Source organism: Pseudomonas sp. RIT-562, from assembly GCF_026241895.1.
In the GTDB taxonomy this organism is placed as follows: Bacteria; Pseudomonadota; Gammaproteobacteria; order Pseudomonadales; family Pseudomonadaceae; genus Aquipseudomonas; species Aquipseudomonas mandelii_F.
Map to the genome: position 1 here is coordinate 1 of NZ_JAPJIV010000010.1, position 25764 is coordinate 25764.

The 25764-nt window shown below is 50.1% G+C and carries 25 protein-coding genes; 18 read left to right on the top strand and 7 right to left on the bottom strand.

What is annotated here, in order from left to right:
- The first annotated feature begins 209 nt into the window (after positions 1 to 209).
- The 8 genes from ORL50_RS14140 (at position 210) to ORL50_RS14175 (ending at position 7065) form a co-directional block, all read left to right on the top strand.
- Positions 210 to 494: a hypothetical protein gene (locus ORL50_RS14140; protein ID WP_266015799.1), complete on the top strand. Its 285-nt coding sequence runs from the start codon at positions 210 to 212 to the stop codon at positions 492 to 494.
- 151 nt (positions 495 to 645) lie between these two features.
- A complete protein-coding gene (gene ihfB, locus ORL50_RS14145; protein WP_003218804.1) occupies positions 646 to 942 on the top strand; it encodes an integration host factor subunit beta in 297 nt (98 codons plus the stop codon).
- A gap of 27 nt (positions 943 to 969) precedes the next feature.
- Entirely contained in the window at positions 970 to 1206 is a 237-nt protein-coding gene (locus ORL50_RS14150) for a lipopolysaccharide assembly protein LapA domain-containing protein (RefSeq protein WP_266015823.1), read from the top strand.
- Between the two features lie 229 nt (positions 1207 to 1435).
- Positions 1436 to 2512 (top strand): dTDP-glucose 4,6-dehydratase, encoded by a 1077-nt coding sequence (rfbB, locus tag ORL50_RS14155; protein WP_266015825.1) that lies wholly within the window; start codon positions 1436 to 1438, stop codon positions 2510 to 2512.
- A gap of 127 nt (positions 2513 to 2639) precedes the next feature.
- A complete protein-coding gene (locus ORL50_RS14160) occupies positions 2640 to 3698 on the top strand; it encodes an LPS O-antigen chain length determinant protein WzzB (RefSeq protein WP_266015827.1) in 1059 nt (352 codons plus the stop codon).
- A 361-nt stretch (positions 3699 to 4059) separates the two neighbouring features.
- Positions 4060 to 4935, top strand: a complete 876-nt coding sequence (gene rfbA / locus ORL50_RS14165; protein ID WP_266015829.1) for a glucose-1-phosphate thymidylyltransferase RfbA — start codon at positions 4060 to 4062, stop codon at positions 4933 to 4935.
- 473 nt (positions 4936 to 5408) lie between these two features.
- Positions 5409 to 6017, top strand: a complete 609-nt coding sequence (locus ORL50_RS14170; protein WP_323055235.1) for an acyltransferase — start codon at positions 5409 to 5411, stop codon at positions 6015 to 6017.
- 526 nt (positions 6018 to 6543) lie between these two features.
- On the top strand, positions 6544 to 7065 hold the full coding sequence (locus ORL50_RS14175; RefSeq protein WP_266015831.1) for a GNAT family N-acetyltransferase: 522 nt from the start codon (positions 6544 to 6546) through the stop codon (positions 7063 to 7065).
- Positions 7066 to 7415: 350 nt separating this feature from the next.
- Here ORL50_RS14175 and ORL50_RS14180 read toward each other — a convergent pair whose 3' ends face one another.
- From ORL50_RS14180 to ORL50_RS14205, 6 genes are all read right to left on the bottom strand, one after another.
- A complete protein-coding gene (locus ORL50_RS14180; RefSeq protein WP_266015833.1) occupies positions 7416 to 8390 on the bottom strand; it encodes a hypothetical protein in 975 nt (324 codons plus the stop codon).
- 583 nt (positions 8391 to 8973) lie between these two features.
- A complete protein-coding gene (locus ORL50_RS14185; protein WP_266015835.1) occupies positions 8974 to 9915 on the bottom strand; it encodes a glycosyltransferase family 2 protein in 942 nt (313 codons plus the stop codon).
- 22 nt (positions 9916 to 9937) lie between these two features.
- Positions 9938 to 11200: an O-antigen translocase gene (locus ORL50_RS14190; RefSeq protein WP_266015837.1), complete on the bottom strand. Its 1263-nt coding sequence runs from the start codon at positions 11198 to 11200 to the stop codon at positions 9938 to 9940.
- Between the two features lie 12 nt (positions 11201 to 11212).
- Positions 11213 to 12331, bottom strand: coding sequence for a DegT/DnrJ/EryC1/StrS family aminotransferase (locus tag ORL50_RS14195; protein ID WP_266015839.1), 1119 nt, complete (start codon positions 12329 to 12331; stop codon positions 11213 to 11215).
- Positions 12332 to 12369: 38 nt separating this feature from the next.
- Entirely contained in the window at positions 12370 to 12768 is a 399-nt protein-coding gene (locus tag ORL50_RS14200; protein WP_266015841.1) for a sugar 3,4-ketoisomerase, read from the bottom strand.
- A gap of 19 nt (positions 12769 to 12787) precedes the next feature.
- Positions 12788 to 13225, bottom strand: coding sequence for a hypothetical protein (locus ORL50_RS14205; RefSeq protein WP_266015843.1), 438 nt, complete (start codon positions 13223 to 13225; stop codon positions 12788 to 12790).
- 548 nt (positions 13226 to 13773) lie between these two features.
- Between ORL50_RS14205 and ORL50_RS14210 the strand changes: the two genes are divergently transcribed.
- The 10 genes from ORL50_RS14210 (at position 13774) to fabF (ending at position 25188) form a co-directional block, all read left to right on the top strand.
- On the top strand, positions 13774 to 14814 hold the full coding sequence (locus ORL50_RS14210; protein WP_266015845.1) for a polysaccharide biosynthesis protein: 1041 nt from the start codon (positions 13774 to 13776) through the stop codon (positions 14812 to 14814).
- Positions 14815 to 14817: 3 nt separating this feature from the next.
- A complete protein-coding gene (gene wbjC / locus ORL50_RS14215) occupies positions 14818 to 15936 on the top strand; it encodes a UDP-2-acetamido-2,6-beta-L-arabino-hexul-4-ose reductase (protein ID WP_266015847.1) in 1119 nt (372 codons plus the stop codon).
- Positions 15937 to 15959: 23 nt separating this feature from the next.
- Entirely contained in the window at positions 15960 to 17090 is a 1131-nt protein-coding gene (wecB, locus tag ORL50_RS14220) for a non-hydrolyzing UDP-N-acetylglucosamine 2-epimerase (protein WP_266015849.1), read from the top strand.
- A 14-nt stretch (positions 17091 to 17104) separates the two neighbouring features.
- Positions 17105 to 18358, top strand: coding sequence for a glycosyltransferase family 4 protein (locus tag ORL50_RS14225; protein ID WP_266015851.1), 1254 nt, complete (start codon positions 17105 to 17107; stop codon positions 18356 to 18358).
- Positions 18358 to 19326 (top strand): UDP-glucose 4-epimerase family protein, encoded by a 969-nt coding sequence (locus ORL50_RS14230; RefSeq protein ID WP_266015853.1) that lies wholly within the window; start codon positions 18358 to 18360, stop codon positions 19324 to 19326. The genes ORL50_RS14225 and ORL50_RS14230 overlap by 1 nt, the downstream gene beginning before the upstream one ends.
- Complete coding sequence (locus ORL50_RS14235; RefSeq protein ID WP_266015855.1) at positions 19323 to 20357, top strand: MraY family glycosyltransferase; 1035 nt, start codon at positions 19323 to 19325, stop codon at positions 20355 to 20357. The genes ORL50_RS14230 and ORL50_RS14235 overlap by 4 nt, the downstream gene beginning before the upstream one ends.
- Positions 20358 to 20456: 99 nt before the next feature.
- The gene (locus tag ORL50_RS14240) at positions 20457 to 22451 is read left to right on the top strand and encodes a polysaccharide biosynthesis protein (protein WP_266016218.1); all 1995 of its coding nucleotides are present in this window, start codon (positions 20457 to 20459) and stop codon (positions 22449 to 22451) included.
- A 111-nt stretch (positions 22452 to 22562) separates the two neighbouring features.
- Positions 22563 to 22898, top strand: a complete 336-nt coding sequence (locus ORL50_RS14245; RefSeq protein ID WP_266015856.1) for a ComEA family DNA-binding protein — start codon at positions 22563 to 22565, stop codon at positions 22896 to 22898.
- 198 nt (positions 22899 to 23096) lie between these two features.
- A complete protein-coding gene (locus tag ORL50_RS14250) occupies positions 23097 to 23891 on the top strand; it encodes an SDR family NAD(P)-dependent oxidoreductase (protein ID WP_266015858.1) in 795 nt (264 codons plus the stop codon).
- Positions 23892 to 23913: 22 nt separating this feature from the next.
- A complete protein-coding gene (gene fabF, locus ORL50_RS14255; protein WP_266015861.1) occupies positions 23914 to 25188 on the top strand; it encodes a beta-ketoacyl-ACP synthase II in 1275 nt (424 codons plus the stop codon).
- On the opposite strand, the gene ORL50_RS14260 is transcribed toward fabF, so the two are convergent.
- A complete protein-coding gene (locus tag ORL50_RS14260; RefSeq protein WP_266015863.1) occupies positions 25185 to 25742 on the bottom strand; it encodes a TetR/AcrR family transcriptional regulator in 558 nt (185 codons plus the stop codon). The genes fabF and ORL50_RS14260 overlap by 4 nt on opposite strands.
- Positions 25743 to 25764 lie beyond the last annotated feature (22 nt).

Here is a 25764-nt window from a genome sequence, read left to right on the forward strand (position 1 = left end):
GGATCTTTGGATCTTTGGATCTTTGGATCTTTGGATCTTTGGATCTTTCGATCTTTCGATCTTTATCGGCGCCACGCGCCTCATCCGCTGAACCAACACCCCCGCCAAGCTGTCCCTTTCTTTAACAGGATCAATCGCTTATTTGCAGCTACTCTAGAGCATAGGGCGCAAGCACCCTCCGGTAGGGTGCCTGACTAATAAGGAAGTGCATGAACAAGCTCATGGTTGCCATAGCAGTACTGGCACTGGCACTGGCAGGCTGCACCACCAGCGCAAAGACCCATGCGGTACGCGGTGTCAGCGGAATAGAGATCGACTGCTCCGGCCTGGGCTCAGGCTGGGAAAAATGCCGCAAGCGCGCCGACAAGGAGTGCAAGGCCGCAGGCTACAAGGTCATTGCAAGGTCGGACGACGCCAAGGACGAGGATGAATACCCATTTGGTTTTAATCCTGCAGGCTATCTGACACGCACCATGCTGGTGATCTGCAGGTAGCCGAATCATCGGTCAGGCTGCTGGCAATGCCCAGAAGTAGGGCGGCTTCAAGCCGGTAACGATATGTCAAATCTTGGACTGTTCAAATAGCTCCGAGCGTGCTAAAACCTTTGAAGCGCTGATCTAGCTGCTTGAAAAAGAAGGGAAAAATATGACGAAGTCGGAGTTGATCGAACGAATTGTCACCCATCAAGGGCTGCTCTCATCCAAGGATGTGGAGCTGGCCATCAAGACCATGCTTGAACAAATGTCCCAATGCCTGGCAACCGGGGATCGTATCGAGATTCGGGGTTTTGGCAGCTTCTCATTGCACTACCGCGCACCGCGGGTAGGGCGTAACCCAAAGACCGGGCAGTCGGTTAGCCTGGATGGCAAGTTCGTTCCGCATTTCAAGCCGGGGAAGGAGTTGCGGGATCGGGTTAATGAGGATGAGGAGGAGGGCGTTTGACAGCCTTTGATTTTCAGGGAGTTAGTAATGCGTAACTTGAAGCGTGTAGTGTTCGCGGTCTTCGCCCTGTTGCTGGTCTTGACGATTCTAGCGTTCGTGCTCGAGAACCAGCAGTCTGTTTCGCTGTTATTCCTTGGATGGTCAGGCCCTCAACTCCCTGTTTCCTTGGCGATCTTGGCTGCGCTTCTGCTGGGAATGGTGATCGGGCCTTTGCTGAGTTTACTCCTGAAGCGCACATCCCCGCGTTCGAAGTATCCTAGCTGATTTTTTCTGCACTCCGAGCGGTGGACTTGGCTTTAGCCGCTGCTTGTCTACATCCATTAGTAAAAATGCCATTAAGCTGTAAAATGTTTCGCTTGTCCGGAGGCGGCTGGTTCCGAACTCGGACGGTCTGACTCCGCAAGTAGCTTCGGGTCAATGCCGGCTTTCGCATTCATGGATTAGACAGTGCTCGGTTGGCAGCCCTGTCAGTAACTCAAGGGTATGGTTTCGCGTGAAAATCTTAGTAACCGGCGGCGCCGGATTCATCGGTTCGGCGGTCATCCGCCATATCATCTCCAATACTTCCGATTCTGTCGTGAATGTCGATAAACTCACGTACGCGGGTAACCTTGAGTCCCTGGCGGAAGCCAGCCGTGACCCTCGCTATGTGTTCGAGCGCGTTGATATTTGCGACCGTGAACAAGTCGACCGAGTTCTGCGCGAGCATCAGCCGGACGCCATCATGCATCTGGCCGCAGAATCTCATGTCGATCGGTCCATCTCCGGCCCGTCTGAGTTCATTCAGACCAATATCATCGGCACCTACACTCTGCTGGAAGCTGCTCGCCAATATTGGCTGGCACTGGACGATGTTCGCAAAAGCGGTTTTCGTTTTCATCACATCTCCACTGATGAAGTTTACGGCGACCTGGAAGGCCCTGAAGACCTCTTTACCGAAACCACACCCTACCAGCCAAGCTCCCCGTATTCCGCCAGCAAGGCAAGTTCCGATCACTTGGTCCGTGCGTGGGCGCGTACCTACGGCTTGCCAACCCTGGTCACCAATTGCTCGAACAACTACGGGCCTTGCCACTTCCCTGAAAAATTGATCCCGCTAGTCATCCTTAACGCGCTGGAAGGCAAGCCGCTGCCTGTCTATGGTAAAGGCAACCAGGTGCGTGACTGGCTCTACGTCGAAGATCATGCCCGCGCACTGTACAAAGTTGTCACTGAAGGCGTGATTGGCGAGACGTATAACATCGGCGGCCACAACGAAAAGCAGAATATCGAAGTCGTACATACACTCTGTGCACTGCTTGACGAGTTGCGACCAAATTCACCACACCGCCCGCACGCGAACCTCGTTACCTATGTGCAGGATCGTGCCGGCCATGACCAGCGCTATGCCATCGACGCCAGCAAAATCCAGCGGGAGCTGGGTTGGATTCCTGAAGAAACTTTCGATACGGGGATCCGCAAGACGGTGCAGTGGTATCTCGACAATACAGAGTGGATTGCTCACGTTAAGAGCGGAAGTTATCAGCAGTGGATAGACCAAAACTACAGCTCGCGCACTGTAAACGAATAAAGGTGTTAGTGCCCTAGTGGCGATGCACTGAAGATGGATACAAATCAGAAGTTTTAACAAACAGACCCTATCAGTTTTCAACGAAGATAGGAGAAGTGTTTTATTGATTGTCGAGGGCTAGAGACGTATGCAGAACAATTCCGCTGTAACCTCAAATACTAATGAGGTCGACCTGAGGGCGCTGATGTCGGCCCTTTGGCGCCAGCGATTGGTGATTATCGGCGCTGTGATCGTAACAACAGCGATAGCGGCAGCCTATGCGTTTCTGAGTAAGCCTATTTATGAAGCTAAAGTTGTAGTGGTTCCGCCGACTCAGAATGATGTGGCGAACTATAACTATGGTCGAACACCGGAAAACGAACTGGCTCCTTTCAACGTAAAGGATGTGTACGGTGTTTTTCTACGGAATCTGCAGGCAGATTCACTTCGTCGTGAGTTTTTTTATAAGACGTATCTTCCTTCGTTGTCTGAGGCAGATCGAAAAAAATCAATAGAATCGTTATACAGCGACTTTTCTAAAGTGCTCGCTGTCTCGCTTGCTGGAAAAGACAATCCTGACCGATATGCGGTGACTGCAAGAGATGAACATCCGGAACAGACGGTCATATTGATTGGGAAATATATCGGTCGGGCCAGTGAGCTGGCCAAAAAGGAAATGATTAAGAACATTTCGAGCGAAGCTGATGTTCTTGCCCGAAATCTTCAACAGCAGATAGTGTCGATCCGTGAGGTTGGGCTGAAGTCGCGTGAAGATTCCATCACCAAATTGCGAGAAGCATTAGTTGTGGCGGAAGCAATTGGTTTGGAAAAGCCGCCAATCGTAAGCGGGAACTCCGAAGTGAAAGTGGCTGGAAGCCTGGATGAACAGCCTCTTTACATGCGTGGCATCAAGGCTCTAAAAGCTGAGATTGATAATCTCGAAACCCGAAAATCGGATGATCCATTTATTAATCGGCTAAGAGTGCTGCAAACCAAATCAAAATTCTATACGGATCTTGAATCGAACATCAGGAATGTCGAAGTTTTTAGAATGGATGGTCAGGTTGAGCTGCCCGATACACCCGTTCAACCTAAAAAGGCACTGCTGTTGTTGCTTGGCGCGATGCTTGGTTTGATCGTGGGAGTGATCATCGCGCTATTCCGGATATTTTTTTCGAACGAAAAGCATAATCTCTCAAAGAACTGATTAGGTCTGCTTAAAAATTGGCTGGAATCGCCAACGTCAATTTTTCCAGGTTGTTGCGTAGCTCGGCTGCGCAGCATTTTCCAGCAGTTGGCGTTGGCGATCCTGAATCAGGATTCATCGCTCGGAGTTGTGAGTTTTGTTTTACTACCAGCTACCAGTAAAGCAATTGCGTCAGCAGTCATGCTTGGCCACAGGACTCTGGACCTTAAGCAGCCCTCGCAATGTAGTTCTGTACCAAACATCAATGAAGCTATGCTTAGTATGAGTGACGATTTCAGTCGGATATCCAGTAAGCGCAGGGTGCCCATCTATCGTCGCTATTTTCTGTACATATATGTTGGATCAAGTATTAGGAGACGATATGAAGGGTATCATTTTGGCGGGCGGCTCAGGAACACGGTTGTATCCCATCACCAAGGGGGTTTCGAAGCAACTGCTACCGATCTATGATAAACCCATGATTTTCTACCCGCTGTCGGTACTCATGCTTGCGGGAATCAGAGATATTCTGATCATCACTACGGCGGACGATCTCAACGGCTTTCAGCGTTTGCTTGGTGATGGTAGTCAAATAGGTGTGACCCTCGAATACGCAGTCCAGGAGAAGCCAGATGGTTTGGCACAAGCTTTTCTTATAGGCGAAAAATTCATAGGAAGCGATCGAGTTTGCCTTGTTTTGGGGGACAACATTTTTTACGGACAAGGTTTTACTCCCTTGCTCCGGTCTGCAGTGAATCTAGAACGTGGTGCTACTGTGTTCGGGTACCAGGTCAAGGATCCGGAACGATTTGGTGTAGTGCAATTCGACGATAACAAGCGTGCAATTTCTATCGAAGAAAAACCGAAGAAGCCAAAATCAAATTTTGCAGTGACAGGCTTGTATTTTTACGACAATGACGTCATCGATATCGCCAAACAGGTCAAACCCTCTGAACGCGGCGAATTGGAAATTACCAGCATCAATCAAGCCTATCTGGATCGCGGTGATCTGCATGTCGAAGTGTTAGGGCGTGGATTTGCCTGGTTGGACACTGGTACTCATGAAAGCCTTCTAGAAGCATCGCATTTCGTCGAAACTATTGAAAAACGTCAAGGCTATAAAATCGCGTGCCTTGAGGAAATTGCATTTAAAAATGGATGGTTAACCCGTGACCATTTATTAAAGGTAGGGAATGAGTTGAGCAAAAATAGTTATGGTCAATATTTGATCAGCATTGCTAACGAATCTAACAAATAGACTAAGCAATTCATCATAGGCAGGCTATGGCATATGTAGAATGCAATGTTATGGCCTGCGTGAGTTGCAGCAAAAATCCAAAGTTTTCATAGGATGAGGCGCATTTAGATGGTGGTCGAGTCCGTGTTCCATTCCACAAAAGAACGATACAGAGTTTCACGTAGCTCTGTCGGTTCTGGAGTGTAGCAAAATCGAAATTGCTTCATCCGATTGCCTTTTCTAATGTGCTCTGTGTAATTCTTCCTTCAGTTGCATCTAACTTTCCTGTGTTCTACCAGTCGCTATCGCAACGATGCTCGTAGTTTGTATAGCCGGCGGCATCGAAAAACTGAGTTCGCAGGCATTAAAATCTCAGCTGGCAGAGCTCCTCTCGTGTACGCGGCATTGGAACAATTCAAAAAATCTACTAAAATATGACTGTGAGTGCGCCTGACAGCGTCTTGGTGATCCTTCGGCTCATCTTGGTTGGGTCGATGAGTACTTCGATCATCAGGCTTGCGCTATCGTATGTGATTGGGCAGAAGGAGTACTTGCAAACGCTATTCAGCTCTAATCTCTGCAACAAAAACTACACAATCAAAATAAAAGGATATGCGATAAAAATGAGCGAGCCTAAAGACTACTTTGTGCACTCCCACGGCTTATGCGAGACCCTGAAAGTGGGCAGAGGCTCGCGAGTCTGGGCTTTTACACATATCTTGCCGGGTGCGACGATCGGTGAGAACTGTAATGTATGCGATCACGTTTTTATTGAGAATGACGTTGTTATTGGCGATCGAGTAACCATCAAATGTGGTGTTCAAATTTGGGATGGGATTTCCATTGAGGACGATGTGTTCATCGGTCCAAACGCGACATTCACTAATGATATCTTTCCGAGAAGCAAAGTCTATCCCGAGAAGTTCGAGAGAACCATAATTTGTAAAGGAGCATCCTTGGGCGCCAACTGTACAATACTTCCAGGCATAACAATTGGAGAAAATGCAATGGTCGGCGCCGGATCTGTGGTTACTCGCTCAGTACCACCAAATGTAACTGTTGTAGGTAATCCTGCAAGGATTTTGAAAGCTAATAATTTATAATTGCAGAGCTAACGCTTTTGAATCATTATTCATCAGTGTATTAGTTACAGGCTCCTTTCCTTCAGGGGCCTTTTTATTACGGTAGACTCTTTCCAGACTTGAGTTGGTTGGCGTACGTATACGTAAGCTACGTTTCAATATAGCGCCAGAATCCGGACACCTAGGGGATCCGCTCCTGATTAAGAAATGTTCAGCAGGATCGCTTGCATGACCCAATAGAGCTGATCCGATAAGGGCTGCACCTTATCTACTTCCACAGCTGGCTGGGAGAGGCCCCCTGGTTGGTCCTACAGAACGAATGTCTAGCCTGCACTTCGACTCAGCCCATACCTTCACGCGCCCTTCCAGTGCGCCAATAGAAGACGAGCATGGATTCCTTTAGGCGCTCCATGCTGACGTATGGCTCGCCTCGGCGATTTTGCTGACGTTGGCGACGTCGTTATCTTGCTGAATCAGACCGAAACATCGAACGGTGATGGAGTAATTCATATAGGATCATTGATCACATATAGAAGGAAATTACTCAGTGCAATTGCTCTCAAAAACCATAAAATTAAGGCTTGTTGAAGAAGTCGATGCAGAATTTATTATTAGTTTGCGTACGAATGTCGCATATAACACGCACCTTTCTGGTGTCAGTGACGATATCAACGCCCAGATACAATGGATAAAGGACTATAAAAAAGACGAATTAAGTAGAACGCAGTTCTATTTCATTATTGAGCGCAACGATGGCGTTCGATGCGGTACTGTGCGGATATATGATATTAAAGCCGATTCTTTCAGTTGGGGCAGCTGGATACTAAACGAAGAAAAAACACGCTATTCTGCAATAGAAAGTGCATTTCTCGTCTACAGTTTTGGATTCGATAATCTTGGGTTTAAAAAAAGCCACTTCGAAGTCAGAAAAGGGAACGAGAAGGTGATTTCGTTTCATAAGAAAATGGGCGCGCAGTATGTTGGCGAAACGGAACACGAATACCTTTATGAAATAACAAAGCAGGCGATTGAGGCCTCTCGACAAAAACTTGCGAGAATGATCCAGTGATATCACGTCTTCAAATTAATGCTTTCTTGAACTTATAAATATTCGACCTCTACAATTAGAAGCATTTCGCCCGACTCCCGCGCTTTATCTGGAAGTTATGTTGATGGTTGTAGCTTGTAAGTCTTTTTGTACGGTTACATACGTAAAGCATCATCAGTCTAGGCCGCCAGCGCTCATCATAGCACGAATCAATGCGACAACGACTTGTGACCAGAGGCATCAGCCTCTGATCACAGGTGAAGGTACGACGTCAGGATTGGGTTGTTACGTGGTGGTCCCCTTGACTAGTTATCGCACGTTAATATGAATAGGAACGTACGCAAAAAATCGTTCTGGAAAAAACACCTATATCATCGTTTTACGTCCACACACGTTGCCTGTCTTCTTATTTCGTCCGGTCTGAGGCAAACGAAAACTGTTACAGCGTAGAAAATCACTCCACCATACGGCTGTACATGCAAAGGTCCTGCGAACAACATATTTACCATAATTAGCAGGTATATAAATATTGAGACTTTTATAACCGTATGAGGGTAACTCTGCGCTATACAATATTTCTCTAGATTTTTAAGTCGCCACAAAATAAAGATTACCAGAGTGGAAAACGCTAACAGATTTAATATGCCGCCTATGAACAGAAGGTCAAAAATTCCATTATGCGCCATTGGATAATCGGGAAAACCTAAAGTCCCTGAGCCTCCTACCATCCCGACTCCAAAGATCAATCCGGAAGATCCATGCATCTCATACAGTTGTGACGGCAGAAACCACAGCCGGTCAAGCAGGCTCTGAGCGAATGTGACATCGGACGCGCCTGATCCTTCTTTAAACCTAAAGATGTTATCTACGGTTGCTACTACATAGCTAACCTCGAGGAAGTAGAACACGAAAATTAACAGAGGTAAGACGAAAACCACAAAGCCAATGATTTTGAGTTTGTTGATCATTGCTCCAGAAAAAAATAAAAGCATGAAGAATAACGCGATGTTCACAATGGCAGCTTTCTGCAATGTACAGAGCATGGCAATTATTACAATTCCTAAAGAGCAATATCTGATCATCTTGTTATCAAACAAGAAATAGATAATGGGAAGAGCTAATCCGCCGAAAATTCCATACGCAGTCAGATTTCCTGCGAGTGATGAGAACCTGACCAGGCCTTCACGTTCAGATGCCTCAGGGAACCAGGATATCGCACCCAAAACAATCTGATAAAATATCGAGAATCCGCCAAGCAGGATAAAAAACGAAAAGACCTTGAGTAAAAAAACGTAGTGGGCAGTGCTCTTGATTGCGAGAATACAGAACAATGCAAAGGGAATCATGTAAAGGTACCGGGCGAATGAAATTGTATAACTTTCATCCGGATACCATAAGTAGGAATAGGTCAAAGGTAATAGGTACGATAAAATAAATAGAAGTAGCGCGTAAAACCCAACGCTATCAACCTTTGTCCTGTTAAGTGAGTATAACAAAAAACCCACAATCGAAATTAGTAGCGGAATTCCGGAATATAATTCAGATATGTTTCTGAGCGTATGTAGTAGATAAGCTCCTGTTGCAAGAAAAATAAAAAAATAGTCTTGCGGGCCTATTTCTTTTCTAGTGTTATCCATGAATATGCCCAAATAAAGTTTTGAAGTGTCTTATGTAATTTATCTTTGCTGTATCAAGATAGCTTAAATGAAAGTTAAAATTGTTTGATGACTTCATCATACGGCGTCTTTCGATCGTTGGTCTGGTAAGTGCCCTGATCGAGGAGAGGCCCGGTCTCGATCGGTTAGGCTAAAGACGGGAATAAATAAATCCATTGCCAGACTCTCCAGGTATGTTGCGGATGGCTGTTCAACACAACTAGAAAGCTCTTGGTTGAATACGGCCGACCGTCGGATGAATAGATCTCTACTACTAAAATATTTTCTTCAGAGAGTTCTTGATTGAGCGAAATAGCCAGCTAGAGAAGGGCAGGGACCCAAGTGCGTAAATAAGTCGAGGAGCGTTTCCGCCCGATTTTTTGTATATTTCGACATATTTAGTCAATGCTTCTTTGTTTTTCACGAGGATCGCATTGTAAATAATACCAAGTAAGAACCTTTTACGACCTTTATTGCATGCGGCGACAACCTTCGGATCTTTACCATATTTTTCTTCAACAAGATCTAGCGTTTGCAGAAAATTATCCGCATATGAAAAAATTTTGTGCCCAATATTGTTGTCATGTTTTCTATAAATAGAAAGAACTTCGTCTAGTCTAATGACTTTACCTTTGGAACTGATTTCGATGAACAGTAACCAATCGCAGGCCGTAGAGATTTTTTCGTTGAACCCACCAGCAGGTATGGCCGCTCTGGCCACCATCGGTACTGGTCCTGGAATTTGAGCTCCATAGTTCGCCATCATTTCATAGAAATTTGTGACTACATCCTTCGCTCTATCCCCAACGGTTCCAGTGATTACACCATTTTTCAGAATATGGCAGGGGTGGTAACAAAAAACTACTTCAGGGTGTGCTATAAAAGCTTCAACTTGTCGACTGATCTTTGTTGGATATAAAATATCATCTCCACCCATGAATGCAACAAATTCACCGGAGCAATTTGAAAGTGCAACATTAGAGTTTTTGACGATACCTTGGTTAACTGGGTTCAATATCAAATTTATTTTATCAGGATGCTTATCTTTGAATGCCGCCAAGATTTCAGCTGTCCCATCGGTAGATCCGTCGTCGGAGATGACTATTTCGATATTGCTATAATCTTGTGCTAAGCAGGATAAAACAGCCTCCTCTATGAGAGTGGCCTGATTGTATGAAATCATGAATATGCTGACTTTCGGGGAGTTACTATTCATATCGAACCCGCTAAATAAAAATTCAAATTTGCTGTGTGTTTTTCTGAAGATAGCGCCGCACAAAATATGCCATAACGAGCCAGTAGGCTGCATAGTTAACCGCGTGAGCGACAGCTACGCCTTCAAGTCCCATGACTTCAGTGAAAATCCATGTCAGTGCGACAAACCCGCCCGCGAATGTGATTTCAGTTACGATAAATAGCTTGTACATAGCCTTTCCTAACATTAGATAGGCCAATATCCAACTACCAATTTTCAGAGTATCGCCGAGCATCTGCCATGCAAACAATTCTCGCATGGGGGCAAAGTCTTGGGTGAACAGCAACGTGATAATCAGGTCGCGTAGCAAGTATATGATCAGGCCGCATGCTGCGGCGACCGGGAGGACGATTTTGTAACCTTGGAGGATTTCTTTTCTTATTTCCGCAGAGTGTTTCAATTCGGAAAGTCTTGGTAGGTAGTATACGCTCAAGGTGGTAGTAACCAACATTAGGTAAGCTGTGCTAAGGCGCCAGAGCGCTTCCCAGTAGCCAGCGGCGTTCCAGCCAAAGGTTTCACCTAAGTGGTTGCGGACCAGTATGTGGCTGACTGGTACGCATGCGGCGGAGGTCAGAGCCATTAAGGTGTATTTGCCAAGGTTGATCACTGTCGTCTTGTCGACGCCGCCTAGCAGGAATCGCATTTTGAACCAAGGTGCTTTATAGCAGATAAACAAAGTGACAAAAAAACTGATTGATTGATATATTGCTAATGCAACCAATGCACCGTAGAGGCCTAGCTGAATGGCCATAACCGTGGTGACCAACAAGGCGAAAATGCTGCCCGCAATATTGGCGATCACGTAGCGAACTATTTCCTTTTTACCATTTAGTATCGCGAGGAGAAGGGTGTTAAAAGTAAAGAGCACCAAAGTTGCAGCAAACCATAGAAATACGCCGCCATAGTTGGCATCCTTCAAAAACCAGACCGCTAGTGTCTGGTTGAACAGGGCTAATATCAGCCCTGTTACTATCGAGCCAGCTAGCGCAATGGTTCCAGCTGTACGCCACACCAGATGCTGCTTCGGTTCGTCGTCAAAATACTCTGCGGTATATCTTGTGACACCGTTATTGATTGCCCCACTCGCAAAGGTGGTAATCATCTGCACCGCATTCTGAAATTGGCCTATCGCGGCGTATCCTGAAGGCCCGACATAGACTGCGAGAATTTTGTTAATTCCCAATAAGGTCAAAATCTTTATGATGACCGCAATGCCGTTGAGCAGGCTGGTTTTAATTAGGGTCATACCCAGTAGGCCTTAAGAGGAGAAGCTGTTGCAGGCTTCTACAACTTGGGCAGCCTCATCGAGAGTAAGTGTCGGGCCCATGGGCAGGCTCAAGACCTCTTGGTGGATTTTTTCTGTGATGGGGAAGTGCATTGCATTCAATTGCGGGTAAGCCTGTTGTTGATGCGGTGGAATCGGATAGTGAATCAGGGTTTGCACACCTTTGCTCAATAAATGCTGTTGCAATGCGTCACGTTGCTCGGAACGAATCACGAATAAGTGCCAAACGTGTGTCGTCAGGCTAAGCGGCGAATCGGCGCTTACCAGAGGTAAGATGACAGCCGGATTTTTAATGCCTTTGATGTACAGCTCGGCGATTCGGCGACGGTGTGATGTCTGCTCATCTAGATATTTTAGTTTTACACTGAGCATGGCTGCCTGAATTTCATCTAGTCGGCTGTTAACACCTTGATACAGATTCTTGTATTTTTCATGTGAGCCATAATTACGCAACGCACGAAGTGTCTGCGCCAGCTCATCGTCATTTGTTGTAATGGCCCCAGCATCGCCAAGTGCGCCAAGGTTCTTGCCAGGGTAGAAACTGAATCCAGCGGCATCTCCCCAATTGCCCGCTTTGCGTCCGTCGATGCTTGCTCCATGAGCCTGGGCGCAGTCTTCGAGCACCAACAGGTTGTGTTGCTTGGCAATATCGAGAAGCGCTGGCATATCAGCTAACTGGCCATACAAGTGCACCGGCAGGATTGCGCGAGTTTTTGAAGTTATTGCCCGCTTTACTTTCTCTGGGCATAAGTTGTAACTGGCTTCGTTTGGTTCGACCAAGATCGGAACAAGGTTGTTTTCAGTAATTGCGAGAATACTTGCGATGTAGGTGTTTGATGGCACTATGACTTCGTCGCCATCTTTCAGCTTGGAGAGCTCCTTCCAAGCGCGCAGAGTCAAGATCAAGGCATCTAAACCATTAGCTACCCCAATACAATGTTTGCTACCACAATAAGCAGCAAACTCTCCTTCAAAACGGGCTAGTTCGGATCCAGCGATGTACCACCCGGAGTCAATCACACGGGTACAGGCCTCAATAAGCTCAGCGCGGGAATTTGAGTTGATTTGTTTAAGATCTAGAAAATTGATCATTTGATATCCGGCTTGTTAGCGTGCAGGGGCAATTCAATTTATTTAATATGGGCGGTAAAATCTTCGTAATCACGAATGTAGTCGCCTTCATCATAGTGTTCGCTAGCGAAGACCAGTAGTACACAGTCAGGACTGAAATCGTGCATTTCATGCCACACCATGGCATCGATGATCAACCCCTTAGTCGGCGAGTCGAGCCACTCATCAATGCGTTGTTTGCCGTCGTCCAAGATCATTCGGCATCGGCCACTAACGCATACTGCAACTTGCTGAAGTTGTCGGTGGGCATGAAAACCGCGAGCCACACTCTCTTGTGTACCAAAAATGTAATACGCACGCTTCATCTCGAACGGGATTGTTTTAGACCCTTCCAAGATGACTAGCGAACCACGTGCATCACCAATATGTGGAAAATCTACCCATTTGAGCAAGCTCATTTTGCTACTCCAGTAAGTTTCAAAAGTACTGCGCATAATTTTTGTTCGTCGCCGTGGGCAACAGCCAATGCCGGACACTTATTTTTAAACAAAAATTATTTGATGGGATCTTTCTTAAACGAGCTGCTTCGCACGCTAATGATCTCAACGTTTGCACCAATTTTGCGGTTTGCTGATGCGTTCCTGCGCTACCAGGTTTTGACTCACACAAAGATACATCCCCGCAGCGGAGCGTTTTGGCCGGCATTAATCCCATAGATGTGAAGCCGGTGAGTTCACGCTTGTCAGCCGATCTGTGGTTGGAATGCAGTGCATCAGCGTAAATCCTCGGCAGCGGCATGGTGGCGAAGCGTTGCGATTGGCTGCCAAGCCTGGCTAACGGCAATGTGTGAATATCACCATTGGAGAGGTGCTTGCAAAGGTTAGATAATGCGGGGCCGGAGGCGATGGCATTCACGAGTCAGATCCAACTGAAATCGGGTCGCAGCATCGTTGACAGGTAGGCAACGATCCTTGAAGCCCTTTGCTGTCTTGCCCTGCGCGGTTCCTCGCGGATGAGGAGCAGTTCGGGATAAGGCTATGCTTCGTTTCCGGCAATGTAGAATTCATAGCATTCTGTACGCGGAAAATGATATTACACTTGTCGACAAAGCCTGGGCAACTGGAAGAGGTAAGGAGAGCTTACGCTGGTGATCAAAGGCGGCGAAAAGGTGCCAATTGGGCTTCGCGCATCGAGATTCAGCGCCGAAATCGCGTCCGAGTCTTTGCGCTTCCCGCCAGCAACCCAGGTGGTAGCAGGCTGAATTGGAAACTACAACGACCTTTTTGGGTCGGTGAGCTGCGGATTACAAATGCCCCTCGGCAGATGAGGCATTGAATGTTGCAAAAGCTAGGTGATATGGCTTTGTGCTAGCTTTGGTCCAGTCCGCATCGGCAAAGAGATCTTCTTCAAAAATCCCAGTCCACTATGGTAAAATTTCGTATATTTTTTCGGGAAGCTTCTGCGTGGAAAATTTTGCAAACAAGACATTGCTAATCAGCGGCGGCACTGGATCCTTCGGAAATGCCGTTTTAAAGCGTTTTCTCAGCAGCGAAATTGCGGAAATTCGCATTTTCAGCCGCGATGAAAAAAAGCAAGATGACATGCGCAAACGCTATGCCCATCCCAAGCTTAAGTTTTATATTGGCGACGTAAGAGACTATCAAAGCATTCTGACTGCTACCCGCGGCGTGGATTACATTTTCCATGCTGCTGCGCTCAAGCAAGTTCCATCCTGTGAATTTCACCCGATGGAAGCGGTCAAAACTAACGTAATCGGTACTGATAATGTCCTTGAGGCAGCGATTCAGAACGGCGTCAAGCGAGTTGTTTGCCTGAGTACTGACAAAGCGGTCTATCCAATCAATGCCATGGGTATTTCCAAGGCAATGATGGAGAAGGTTATGGTCGCCAAGTCCCGTAATGTCGATGAAACGAAGACAGTAATATGCGGCACTCGTTACGGCAATGTGATGGCTTCGAGAGGTTCGGTCATTCCGCTGTTTATCGAGCAGATTCGCGAAGGGAAGCCACTTTCCATCACCGATCCGAATATGACTCGCTTCATGATGACCCTGGCGGATGCCGTGGATCTCGTGTTGTACGCCTTCGAACACGGTAATAACGGTGATTTGTTTGTGCAGAAGGCACCTGCGGCAACGGTGGAAACACTGGCTCGGGCCTTGACTGCTATGGTCGGCCAACCAGAGCACCCTATTCAGATCATTGGCACGCGGCATGGCGAGAAACTTTACGAAGCTTTGTTAAGTCGTGAGGAAATGGCCTGCGCTGAAGATATGGGAGAGTACTTCCGCGTTCCGCCTGATTTGCGCGACTTGAACTACAGCAAGTTTGTAGAGCAGGGTGAGGAGAAAATCTCCCATATGGAAGATTACAATTCGCATAATACCGATCGCCTGGACGTTGAAGGTATGAAGCGTTTGCTGCTAAAGCTCGAATTTATGAAAGCCATTCAGCGTGGTGAGCATGCGGTGCCCGAGGAGTAAGGCATGAAAGTATTGATCACCGGTGCCAATGGTTTTATTGGCAAGAATCTTGTTGCTCATTTACAAGAGAGAAAAGATGTCGAAGTGCTGAGGTTCTGTCACGAAGATGACATATCCTCCCTGGATGGACTCGTCAAAGAAGTGGATTTTATTTTCCACTTGGCCGGGGTCAATCGCCCGCAAAGTGTCGACGAGTTCAAGACTGGAAACACTGACTTGACCAAAGTCTTGTGTGCTTCGGTGGCGGCCAGTGGTCGAAATATTCCTGTCGTTTACACTTCCTCAATCCAGGCTGAACTGGACAATGCATACGGCTCCAGTAAGCGTGATGCTGAACATGCTCTAACTGCACTTTCTGCGGAGCATGGAGTTGATGTGCGCGTTTTCCGGTTGCCAAATGTCTTTGGTAAATGGGCTCGTCCAAATTACAACTCTGCCGTTGCGACGTTTTGCCATAATATCGTTAACGACTTGCCTATCAGTATCAACGACGCCAACGCTAAAATTTCTTTGGTTTATATTGATGATGTTGTAAGCAGTTTTATTGCTGTGATGGATGGCAAATATCCCGTTGGTTCTACAGCAGTAGTCGAGCCGATTTATTCGATTTCTGTTGGTGAGCTCTCATCGGTGCTTTACGCATTCAAGGAGAGCCGTGAGTCGATGATTACCGAGCGGGTCGGCACCGGCCTGGTACGGGCGCTGTATTCTACCTACCTCAGCTATGTACCCCCTGCGGCGTTTACCTACAAGGTTGCGAAGCATGGTGACGCCCGCGGCGTCTTCGTCGAGATGCTCAAGACCAAGGATTCTGGGCAGTTTTCATATTTTACGGCGCATCCGGGCATCACTCGCGGTGGCCATTATCACCATTCCAAAACTGAAAAATTCCTGGTTATCAAGGGCAAGGCTTGTTTTCGATTTCGGCACATTGTGTCGGGCGAGTTCTACGAATTGTTCACTGATGGCGAGACGCCAGAAATCGTCGAGACCGTACCCGGTTGGAGCCACGACATCACCAATGAAGGCGATGAGGAGATGGTCGTCATGCTGTGGGCTAACGAAATCTTTGATCGTGAGCTCCCGGATACCTACACCATGGCAGTCGGCACCCAGGCCTGATCGCATAAGGAATTAGCATTACAATGAAAAAGTTGAAGATAGTTACTGTCGTAGGCACGCGCCCTGAGATCATTCGCTTGTCACGCGTCATGGCGGCTCTGGATAAGTACTGTGACCACGTACTGGTCCACACTGGGCAGAACTATGACTACGAACTCAATGAGATTTTTTTCCAGGATCTGGGCATTCGCAAGCCGGATCATTTTCTCAATGCCGCGGGTAGCAGCGGTGCGGAAACAATCGGGAACGTGATCATCGCTGTCGATCGGGTCCTTGCGTCGGTTCAGCCTGAGGCACTTTTAGTGCTGGGTGACACTAATAGTTGCATGGCCGTTATTCCTGCCAAACGACGCAAAATCCCGACATTCCATATGGAAGCCGGCAATCGCTGCTTTGATATGCGAGTGCCCGAGGAAATCAATCGGCGCATTGTGGACCATACTGCTGACATCAACCTCACCTACAGCACCATCGCTCGCGATTACCTGCTCAAGGAAGGTCTATCGCCCGACATGGTCATCAAGACCGGCAGTCCAATGTTTGAGGTTCTGAACCATTATCGTGAGGGGATCGATTCTTCGGATGTCCTGACTCGTTTAGGGCTTGAAGCAGGTAAGTTTTTTGTCGTCAGTGCTCATCGCGAAGAGAACATCGACTCTGACAAAAATCTGCTGAAGCTGGTTGATGTGCTCAATACTGTTGCGACTACCTTTGGTTTTCCGGTCATTGTTTCGACCCATCCACGCACTCAAAAACGTGTTGATGCCATGGGTATTGTCTTTCATGAAAATGTGAAACTTCTGAAACCCTTGGGATTCAAAGACTACAACAAGCTGCAGTTGGAATCGAAAGCAGTACTCTCCGACAGTGGCACCATCAGCGAAGAGTCTTCGATCCTGAATTTCCCTGCACTGAACATTCGTGAGGCCCACGAGCGTCCTGAAGGCATGGAAGAGGCTGCCGTAATGATGGTGGGGCTTGAAGTAGAGCGAGTATTGCAGGGGCTTATGGTTCTTGATTCTCAAGCATCCGGCGAGGAACGCACCTTGCGCCTGGTTGCAGATTACAGCATGCCAAATGTGTCCGAAAAAGTAGCGCGGATCGTTCACAGTTACACTGACTATGTCAATCGAATCGTCTGGAAACGCTATTAATTCGAGTTGTGATCATGCCTGAGAAGAAGTTGAGGATCTTGGTGGTTACGCAATATTTTTGGCCAGAAAATATGCGTATAAACGATTTGGTTCGTGATTTTACCGATAAAGGACACTCGGTCACTGTACTGACTGGTCTGCCTAACTACCCTGAAGGCGAAGTTTTCGCAGAGTTCAAGGCAGCGCCAGAACGTTTTAATACCTATTGTGGTGCCAGAATTGAACGCGTTCCGATGCTCCCTCGGGGTAAGCGGAGCATCAGCCTGATACTCAACTATCTCAGCTTTTTTACCAGTGCATCAGTTGTCGGTGCTTACAAGCTGCGCGGTGAGCATTACGATGCCGTTTTTGTCTACGCGGTCTCACCCATCATGGCTGCCATTCCCGCGCTGGTCATTGGCCGGTTAAAAAAGGCACCGGTGTTTGTCTGGGTTCTCGATCTCTGGCCCGAAACACTCAGGGCGGTGGGCGTTTTAAAGAATCCTGCGTTGTTATCGATAGTCGGCAAAATGGTTTCGTGGATTTATAATCGTACCGACTATTTGTTGATGCAATCCCACGGATTTTTCGACAACGTTAAAAAATACTGCACGAAAGATATTGCTGCTGAGCGCCTGGTTTATTTTCCGAGTTGGGCCGAAGACGATTTTTCCGGGGCAACCCCGCCAGAGTCGACATTGCTGGCGCGTGATGACTCGGTCTTCACCGTAGTCTTCGCTGGCAATCTCGGAGAAGCCCAGGATTTCCCAGCAGTGCTGGATGCAGCACAAGCACTCGTTAACGAGGTGGCTGTACGCTGGGTAATCGTCGGCGACGGGCGTATGAGTGAATGGCTGAGCCAACAGGTCCAGGCCAGGGGTCTCACAAATGTCCTGTTACTGGGGAGACATCCCCTGGACGCGATGCCGGCACTGTTCGCTTGCGCGGATGCATTACTCGTTTCGCTCAAGACCAATGATGTGTTTGAGAAAACAATACCGGGAAAAGTGCAGGCTTACCTCGCATCTGGCCGGCCGCTTCTTGGGATGATCAACGGTGAGGCAGCGAGAGTTATCGTCGAGTCCGGTGCCGGTCTTACATGCTCCTCCGGCGATGCGAAAGGTTTGGCAGACATTACTTCGGCCTTGGCCAGAAGAAGCGCGGACGAGTTGCAAGCGATGGGTGAATCTGGCCGGCAATACTACTTGAGTAATTATTCGAAGCCTTTGCTTCTGGCCCGGCTTGAAGAACTTTTCCGAACCGCTACCTTAAGAAAGGCCAGTCATTGATGTCGTATTCTATTTTGTTGACTGGGGCCACGGGCTTTGTCGGTGGCGCCATTCTCAAGCGCTTGTGCAACGATGGAAAACATCCGGTGGTGGCGGTGGTTCGGGGTGAATCCCAGCTCAAAGTACAGGACGTTTCGACGCTGCGCATCAACAGCTTTGATGGCGAGACCCAGTGGGCAGGTAAACTGACCAATCCTGATGTGGTAATTCATTCTGCGGCCCGAGTTCATGTCATGAATGATGCCGAGTCCGACCCTTTGGCGGCGTTTCGCAAAGTGAATGTCGACGGCACGGTGAATCTCGCACGGCAGGCCGCCGCTGCGGGTGCGCGGCGTTTCATCTTCATCAGTTCAATCAAGGTCAATGGGGAAGGGACGACCCAAGGTGCCCCTTACACTGGCGACGATGTTCCCGCTCCTGCGGACCCTTACGGTGTATCGAAAATGGAAGCGGAACACGCGCTTCGACAGCTTGCCAAGGAAACGGCGATGGAGATCGTGATCATTCGTCCGGTGTTGGTCTACGGGCCGGGGGTTAAAGCGAATTTCCTCAGCATGATGCGATGGTTGGACAAGGGCGTTCCCCTGCCTTTCGGGGCAATTGACAACAGGCGCAGTCTGGTTGCCCTGGATAATCTGGTAGACCTGGTTATCACCTGCATAGATCACCCGGCGGCTGCCAATCAGACGTTCCTGGTGAGTGATGGGGAGGACTTGTCCACTACCGCGTTGCTGAGCAGGATGGCGAATGCCCTAAACAAGCCGGCTCGGCTGATTCCGGTGCCTTCCTGGATGCTGGAACGTGGCGCGCTGTTATTGGGTAAAAAGGCACTCTCCCAGCGACTATGCGGATCGTTGCAAGTCGATATCGAAAAGACTCGTACGCTTTTAGGCTGGGAACCGCCGGTCAGCGTGGATGAAGCCTTGGCTGCCACTGCATTACATTTTCGGGAACATCAATCGCAATGAATTATTTGTGGCTAATTCCGGCTGTTGCCGTTCTGTCCTTGGGGTTGACGGCCGCTCTGCGTCGTTACGCTATTAGCCGTAGCATTATCGACATCCCCAATGCGCGAAGCTCTCACTCCATTCCAACGCCTCGCGGCGGCGGTGTTGCGATCGTAGTTGCCTTCCTTGTTTCGCTCCCTGTTCTTGGGTACGCAGGTCTGGTCCCCTGGTCACAGCTGATCGCCGTCGGCGGTGCAGGTGCGTTGGTCGCCGTTGTAGGTTTCATGGACGATCATGGCCACATTGCAGCTCGCTGGAGGTTGCTTGGTCATTTCAGTGCCGCGGTTTGGGCATTGTTCTGGATCGGCGGGTTTCCTCCCTTGGTGATTTTTGGATTAAGCCTGGATCTGCACTGGTTTGGCCACATCCTTGCGGCCGTTTATCTGGTCTGGATTCTTAATCTTTACAATTTCATGGACGGCATCGACGGAATTGCCAGTGTCGAAGCGCTGTGTGCGTGCCTCGGTGCCTGCTTGCTGTACTGGCTCAGCGGAGTTCCAGCATTGATCTGGGGGCCGTTGATAATGGCGATGGCGGTTCTCGGGTTTCTTTACTGGAATTTTCCTCCTGCGCGCATTTTTATGGGCGATGCCGGGAGCGGGTTCCTCGGCGTTGCCCTGGGGGTGTTGTCTCTCCAGGCCGCCTGGCAATCATCCGAGTTGTTTTGGGGGTGGTTGATACTTCTGGGTGTGTTTATTGTCGACGCCACGTTCACACTGCTGCGTCGTTTGATTCGCGGAGACAAGGTCTACGAGGCTCATCGTAGCCACGCGTATCAGTTCGCCTCACGACAGTTCGGGAAGCATTTGCCGGTGACCCTCGCCGTTGCTGTGATCAATCTGTTCTGGTTGCTACCGATAGCTTACGGTGTGACCCGATTGGGGCTTGATGGCGCTGTTGGCTTGATTGTGGCTTACGTGCCTTTGATCATCCTGGCGGTAAAGTTTCATGCAGGGCAGCTCGAGAGTTCTGTTTCCGCATCAAGCAGTTAGGCTGAGGGCATCGATTTAGAAGGTGTCCGTTGCGTTCGAATAGGTACAATGATCGAGTCATATCCAGTTTAGGAGCGGGACAAGGTGGTTGAAGGGTTTATGGACAGGTTAAGAGCTCTTTTGCTGGGGTTGCCACGCCGCCAAAAGCGACTGATTCAGGTCTCGGCCGATGTGGTTCTGGTTTGGGCCGCTCTATGGCTGGCATTTGTCGTTCGCCTGGGCATTGATGAAATGGTCAATCCATTTATTGTCCATCCTTGGCTCTTCCTGACTGCTCCCATTGTAGCGATTCCGTTGTTTATACGTTTCGGCATGTACCGTGCAGTGATGCGCTACTTCGGCAACGATGCGCTCATCGCCATTATCAAGGCGGTGAGCTTGTCCTCGCTGATACTTGGTGTAGTGGTTTATTGGTACAGTAATCATCAGAACATTGTCCCTCGGTCGATCATCTTTAATTACTGGTGGTTGAGTCTGATCATGATTGGCGGATTGCGTTTGGCAATGCGTCAGTATTTTCTCGGAGACTGGTTTACCGCAGTCCAGCATGTACCCTTCGCGAACCGCGACGATGGTCTTCCCAGAGTCGCCATTTATGGCGCAGGTGCTGCGGGCAACCAACTGGTAGCCGCACTCCGTATGGGACGGGCGATGCGGCCCGTGGCGTTCATTGACGATGACAATGGCATCGCTGAACGTATTATCTCTGGGCTTCATGTCTACAAGCCCAAGCACATCCAGCGAATGATCGATGTCACGGGGGCTCAGGAAGTGCTCCTCGCGATTCCTTCGTCGAACCGGGGCCGACGCCGCGAAATCCTCACCTATCTTGAAGGATTCCCGTTGCACGTTCGAAGCGTGCCCGGTTTTATGGATCTGGCCAGTGGCAGGGTGAAGGTTGACGACATCCAGGAAGTCGATATCGCTGACTTGCTGGGTCGTGACTCCGTGCCCGCTCAAGATGACCTGCTCGAGCATTGCATCAAGGCCCAGTCGGTCTTGGTGACTGGTGCAGGAGGCTCCATCGGTTCTGAGCTCTGCCGTCAGATCCTCGCTTTGCGCCCAACCACTCTTCTGTTGCTGGATCATAGCGAGTTCAACCTCTATAGCATCTTGTCTGAACTGGAGCAGCGTATCGCCCGCGAATCGTTGCCGGTGCGGCTTCTGCCGATCCTCGGTTCAGTGCGCAATCCAGAAAAATTGTTGGATGTGATGAAAACCTGGCACGTAGACACGGTTTATCACGCTGCCGCGTATAAACATGTGCCCATGGTTGAGCACAACATTGCCGAAGGCGTCCTGAACAATGTGATCGGGACTTTGAATACCGCGCAGGCTGCGCTACAGGCTGGTGTTGCCAACTTCGTTCTGATCTCCACTGACAAGGCTGTGCGTCCGACCAACGTAATGGGCAGCACCAAGAGACTTGCCGAGTTAACCCTGCAAGCATTAAGTCGCGAAGTTGCTCCAGTACTCTTTGGCGACACCAGTAATGTGTCCCGAGTCAATAAAACCCGTTTTACCATGGTTCGCTTTGGCAACGTGCTGGGTTCTTCCGGGTCGGTAATTCCGTTGTTCCACAAGCAGATCAAATCGGGTGGTCCGCTTACCGTCACTCACCCAAAGATCACGCGTTATTTCATGACTATCCCTGAAGCGGCACAACTGGTTATCCAGGCTGGTTCGATGGGGCAGGGTGGGGACGTATTTGTACTGGATATGGGCGAACCAGTAAAAATCGTGGAGTTGGCGGAGAAGATGATTCATCTATCCGGTCTGAGTGTCCGCTCGGAAAAGAATGTGCACGGTGATATCTCCATCGAGTTCACCGGGCTGCGTCCAGGCGAAAAACTCTATGAGGAGTTGTTGATCGGCGATAACGTTGTCGCTACCCAGCATCCGATGATCATGAGTGCCAATGAGGACCATTTGGACTGGGACGTCCTTAAGGGCAAATTGAGCGAATTGCTGCAGGCTGTGGAAAAAGATGACTACGCTCGGGTGCGCCAGTTGCTACGCGATACTGTGAGCGGTTACACCCCCGACGGCGAGATCGTCGACTGGATCTATCAGCAACGTCGTCTCGAACCCTAATTGTTTCACATCCCGCAATAGACACACTTTTGACAGGCTCCATACATCACCTAAATTTGGAAGGCAGCTTCGGAAAGCTGCTATCCCAAACAGATGATATGGAGCTTCAATATGCGTACTGGCTATCTCTCCTCCCTGGTTTTTGCCCTCCTCACAAGCCTGTCCATCAGCGCCAACGCCGCACCGGCGCCAAAGGCCGAGACTGGCGCCTCTACTGCAACCCAGGAAGTCGCCCCCAAGCCTCAGGCAGTCAAGGTCGATCTCAACAAAGCCGATGCGGCCACTCTTCAGCGTGACCTGGTAGGTATAGGCGAAGCTAAGGCCCAAGAGATTGTTGCGTATCGTGATATGAATGGTCCATTCGCGGCGGTGGATGAACTGTTGGAGGTCAAAGGGATTGGCAAGGCGATTCTAGATAAAAACCGCGAAAGGTTAGTCGTGAACTAAGCTTGTAACTCAGCACGGAAGGCCGGTCATTGACCGGCCTTTTTGCGTTTTGGCGCCATGATCGGTATCCCCATTCGTCGATCTTTTTAAGATTACGGCTATCATATTAAACTGAGATTATGCATATAATAAAACGCTGCCGGGAAAGCCAAGCGTAAGCCCGGGTCCACTTTAGAATTCCTTCACAGGAGCACACCGATGACATCTCCCCAGTCCCAAGGAACAGCCCTTATCACCGGCGCCTCTTCCGGCATCGGTGCCATCTACGCCGAGCGCCTCGCCGCCCGTGGCTTCGACTTGCTGCTGGTAGCTCGCGATCAGGATCGCCTGGAAGCCGCCGCCAGCAAATTGCGTGAGTCCCATGGCATCCAGGTCGAAGTCCTCAAGGCAGACCTGACCCAAAAAGATGACGTGCTGAAGCTCGAACAACGCCTACGCAGCGACTCCAGCATCAGTCTCCTGTTGAACAACGCCGGAGTCGCAGCGGACGGCCTGCTGGCCAATTCGGACCTGGACCAACTGGAGCGTCTGATTCAGCTCAACATTACCGCCGTCACCCGGCTGGCTTCAGCAGCAGCAGCCGGTTTTGCCAAGGCGGGTCGTGGCACGATCATCAACATCGCCTCGGTGGTGGCGTTGTTCCCGGAGCGATTCAACGCGACCTACAGCGCCAGCAAGGCATATGTGTTAAGTCTGACCCAGTCACTGAATGCCGAACTGGACGGAACTGGCGTCAAGGTTCAGGCCGTGTTGCCTGGCGTTACCCGTACTGAAATCTGGGAGCGTTCCGGCATCGATGCGTCGCAGATCCCAGCGGACATGGTGATGGAGGCGGGGGAGATGGTTGATGCTGCCCTGTCGGGGCTGGACCAGGGCGAACTCATCACCATCCCTTCGTTGCCGAATGCAGCCGATTGGGATGCCTTTGTAGCGGCGCGTCATGTGATGGCGCCGAATTTGTCCAAGAGCAAAGCTGCCGCACGTTACAAGTGAGGCGACTTGAGGTGTTTGCAGTATGAGTGATCGTCGAGTGGTTGTAACAGGCATGGGCCTGGTGTCGCCGTTGGGCACGGGTGTTGAAGCGGTATGGGCGCGGCTGTTGGCGGGGCGCTCCGGACTGCGTACTTTGCCGGACGCTGTGGTTGCCGATTTGCCGACCTCGGTCGGAGGTGTGGTGCCGTTGCTGGCGGATGATGCCGAGGCTGGGTTTGACCCGGATCGAGCGACGCCGCCCAAGGAGCAGAAGAAGATGGACCGCTTCATCGTGTTTGCGATGGAAGCGGCGCGTGAGGCGCTGGAGCAGGCGGGTTGGCAGGCACTGGATGCCAATGCCCAGGAGCGTACGGCCACGATCATCGGCTCCGGCGTTGGTGGTTTTGGCGCAATTGCCGATGCGGTGCGTACCACGGACAGTCGTGGACCGCGGCGTCTGTCGCCGTTCACCATTCCGTCGTTCCTGGTCAATCTTGCCGCTGGCCATGTGTCGATTCAGCACGGCTTCAAAGGCCCGCTGGGGGCTCCGGTGACGGCATGCGCGGCCGGGGTGCAGGCGATTGGCGATGCGGCGCGGTTGATTCGCTGTGGCGAAGCGGATATTGCAGTGTGTGGCGGTGCCGAAGCGTCGATTGATCGGGTCAGTCTTGCCGGTTTTGCGGCGGCGCGGGCGTTGTCCAGCGGCTATAACGCTACCCCTGAGCGCGCATCGCGGCCGTTCGACAGTGGCCGTGACGGGTTTGTCATGGGTGAGGGCGCGGGTCTTCTGGTGATCGAATCCCTGGAGCACGCTTTGGCCCGTGGGGCTAAGCCCTTGGCGGAACTAGTCGGCTACGGTACCAGCGCGGATGCCTATCACCTGACTGCTGGCCCCGAAGATGGCAGCGGGGCGCGTCGTGCGATGGCGTTGGCATTGGCTCAGGCGGGTATCACGCCGGATCAGGTGCAACACCTGAATGCCCATGCGACTTCGACGCCCGTTGGCGATCTCGGGGAGTTGGCGGCGATCAAGTCATTGTTCGGCACCGACAGCAAGATTGCCGTGACGGCGACCAAGTCGGCTACCGGGCATTTACTGGGCGCAGCGGGCGGAATCGAGGCGATTTTCACCTTGTTGGCGATTCGTGATCAAGTGGCGCCGGCCACCCTTAATTTTGACAACCCGGACCCGGCCACCGAAGGCGTCGACATCGTTCACGGCCAGGCGCGGCCGATGGCTATCGAATACGCGCTGTCCAACGGTTTTGGATTCGGCGGGGTCAATGCCAGCGTGCTGTTCAAGCGTTGGCAGGACTAGTCCTGGGACTGCTTCAAGTGTTCGCGCGTGACGTCGAGGATTCGCTGGGCCAGCTCAGGATTCTCGACGCTGCGTGATAGCAGGAGCGCGCCGACCAATGTCGACATGATGACGATGCTGCGGTCATCGGCATGCTCGCCTTGCAGCGTGCCTTGCACTTGTTCAAGGCGCGCGTTGAGGACGGCATCGGTGGTCGGGCTTGGCTGTCCGCGCAAGCCCAGTTCGGATGACATGGTCGGCAGCGGGCAGCCCTGATCGGGCGAAGTCTGGTGCCACTCCGACAGGTAGCTGTCGATAAACGCCTCCAACGGACGATCTTCGGCGAACAGCATGGCGCAATGTGCGTCGAGTTCTTCACCTGCCGCTTGCAAGGCTTTTTCGACCAGTTCGTCCTTGGAGGTAAAGTGCGAGTAAAAACCGCCGTGGGTCAGGCCCAGTGCTTTCATCAGGGGTTGCAGGCCGGTTGCGCCAATGCCATCACGTCGGAAGCGCGCTGCGGCTTCCTTGATGATGCGTTGATGAGTTTGGGCTTTGTGATCCTGCGAGTAACGCATCTTAAATCTCCACGGCAATGCA

Excerpts from the sequence above, each read along its gene's own strand:
- ORL50_RS14140 (WP_266015799.1), top strand. The coding sequence starts at position 210 with ATGAACAAGCTCATGGTTGCCATAGCAGTACTGGCACTGGCACTGGCA.
- ihfB (WP_003218804.1), top strand. The coding sequence starts at position 646 with ATGACGAAGTCGGAGTTGATCGAACGAATTGTCACCCATCAAGGGCTG.
- ORL50_RS14150 (WP_266015823.1), top strand. The coding sequence starts at position 970 with ATGCGTAACTTGAAGCGTGTAGTGTTCGCGGTCTTCGCCCTGTTGCTG.
- ORL50_RS14160 (WP_266015827.1), top strand. The coding sequence starts at position 2,640 with ATGCAGAACAATTCCGCTGTAACCTCAAATACTAATGAGGTCGACCTG.
- rfbA (WP_266015829.1), top strand. The coding sequence starts at position 4,060 with ATGAAGGGTATCATTTTGGCGGGCGGCTCAGGAACACGGTTGTATCCC.
- ORL50_RS14170 (WP_323055235.1), top strand. The coding sequence starts at position 5,409 with ATGAGTACTTCGATCATCAGGCTTGCGCTATCGTATGTGATTGGGCAG.
- ORL50_RS14180 (WP_266015833.1), bottom strand. The coding sequence starts at position 8,390 with ATGATTCCCTTTGCATTGTTCTGTATTCTCGCAATCAAGAGCACTGCC.
- ORL50_RS14185 (WP_266015835.1), bottom strand. The coding sequence starts at position 9,915 with ATGAATAGTAACTCCCCGAAAGTCAGCATATTCATGATTTCATACAAT.
- ORL50_RS14190 (WP_266015837.1), bottom strand. The coding sequence starts at position 11,200 with ATGACCCTAATTAAAACCAGCCTGCTCAACGGCATTGCGGTCATCATA.
- ORL50_RS14195 (WP_266015839.1), bottom strand. The coding sequence starts at position 12,331 with ATGATCAATTTTCTAGATCTTAAACAAATCAACTCAAATTCCCGCGCT.
- ORL50_RS14200 (WP_266015841.1), bottom strand. The coding sequence starts at position 12,768 with ATGAGCTTGCTCAAATGGGTAGATTTTCCACATATTGGTGATGCACGT.
- wbjC (WP_266015847.1), top strand. The coding sequence starts at position 14,818 with ATGAAAGTATTGATCACCGGTGCCAATGGTTTTATTGGCAAGAATCTT.
- wecB (WP_266015849.1), top strand. The coding sequence starts at position 15,960 with ATGAAAAAGTTGAAGATAGTTACTGTCGTAGGCACGCGCCCTGAGATC.
- ORL50_RS14225 (WP_266015851.1), top strand. The coding sequence starts at position 17,105 with ATGCCTGAGAAGAAGTTGAGGATCTTGGTGGTTACGCAATATTTTTGG.
- ORL50_RS14230 (WP_266015853.1), top strand. The coding sequence starts at position 18,358 with ATGTCGTATTCTATTTTGTTGACTGGGGCCACGGGCTTTGTCGGTGGC.
- ORL50_RS14235 (WP_266015855.1), top strand. The coding sequence starts at position 19,323 with ATGAATTATTTGTGGCTAATTCCGGCTGTTGCCGTTCTGTCCTTGGGG.
- ORL50_RS14240 (WP_266016218.1), top strand. The coding sequence starts at position 20,457 with ATGGACAGGTTAAGAGCTCTTTTGCTGGGGTTGCCACGCCGCCAAAAG.
- ORL50_RS14245 (WP_266015856.1), top strand. The coding sequence starts at position 22,563 with ATGCGTACTGGCTATCTCTCCTCCCTGGTTTTTGCCCTCCTCACAAGC.
- ORL50_RS14250 (WP_266015858.1), top strand. The coding sequence starts at position 23,097 with ATGACATCTCCCCAGTCCCAAGGAACAGCCCTTATCACCGGCGCCTCT.
- fabF (WP_266015861.1), top strand. The coding sequence starts at position 23,914 with ATGAGTGATCGTCGAGTGGTTGTAACAGGCATGGGCCTGGTGTCGCCG.
- ORL50_RS14260 (WP_266015863.1), bottom strand. The coding sequence starts at position 25,742 with ATGCGTTACTCGCAGGATCACAAAGCCCAAACTCATCAACGCATCATC.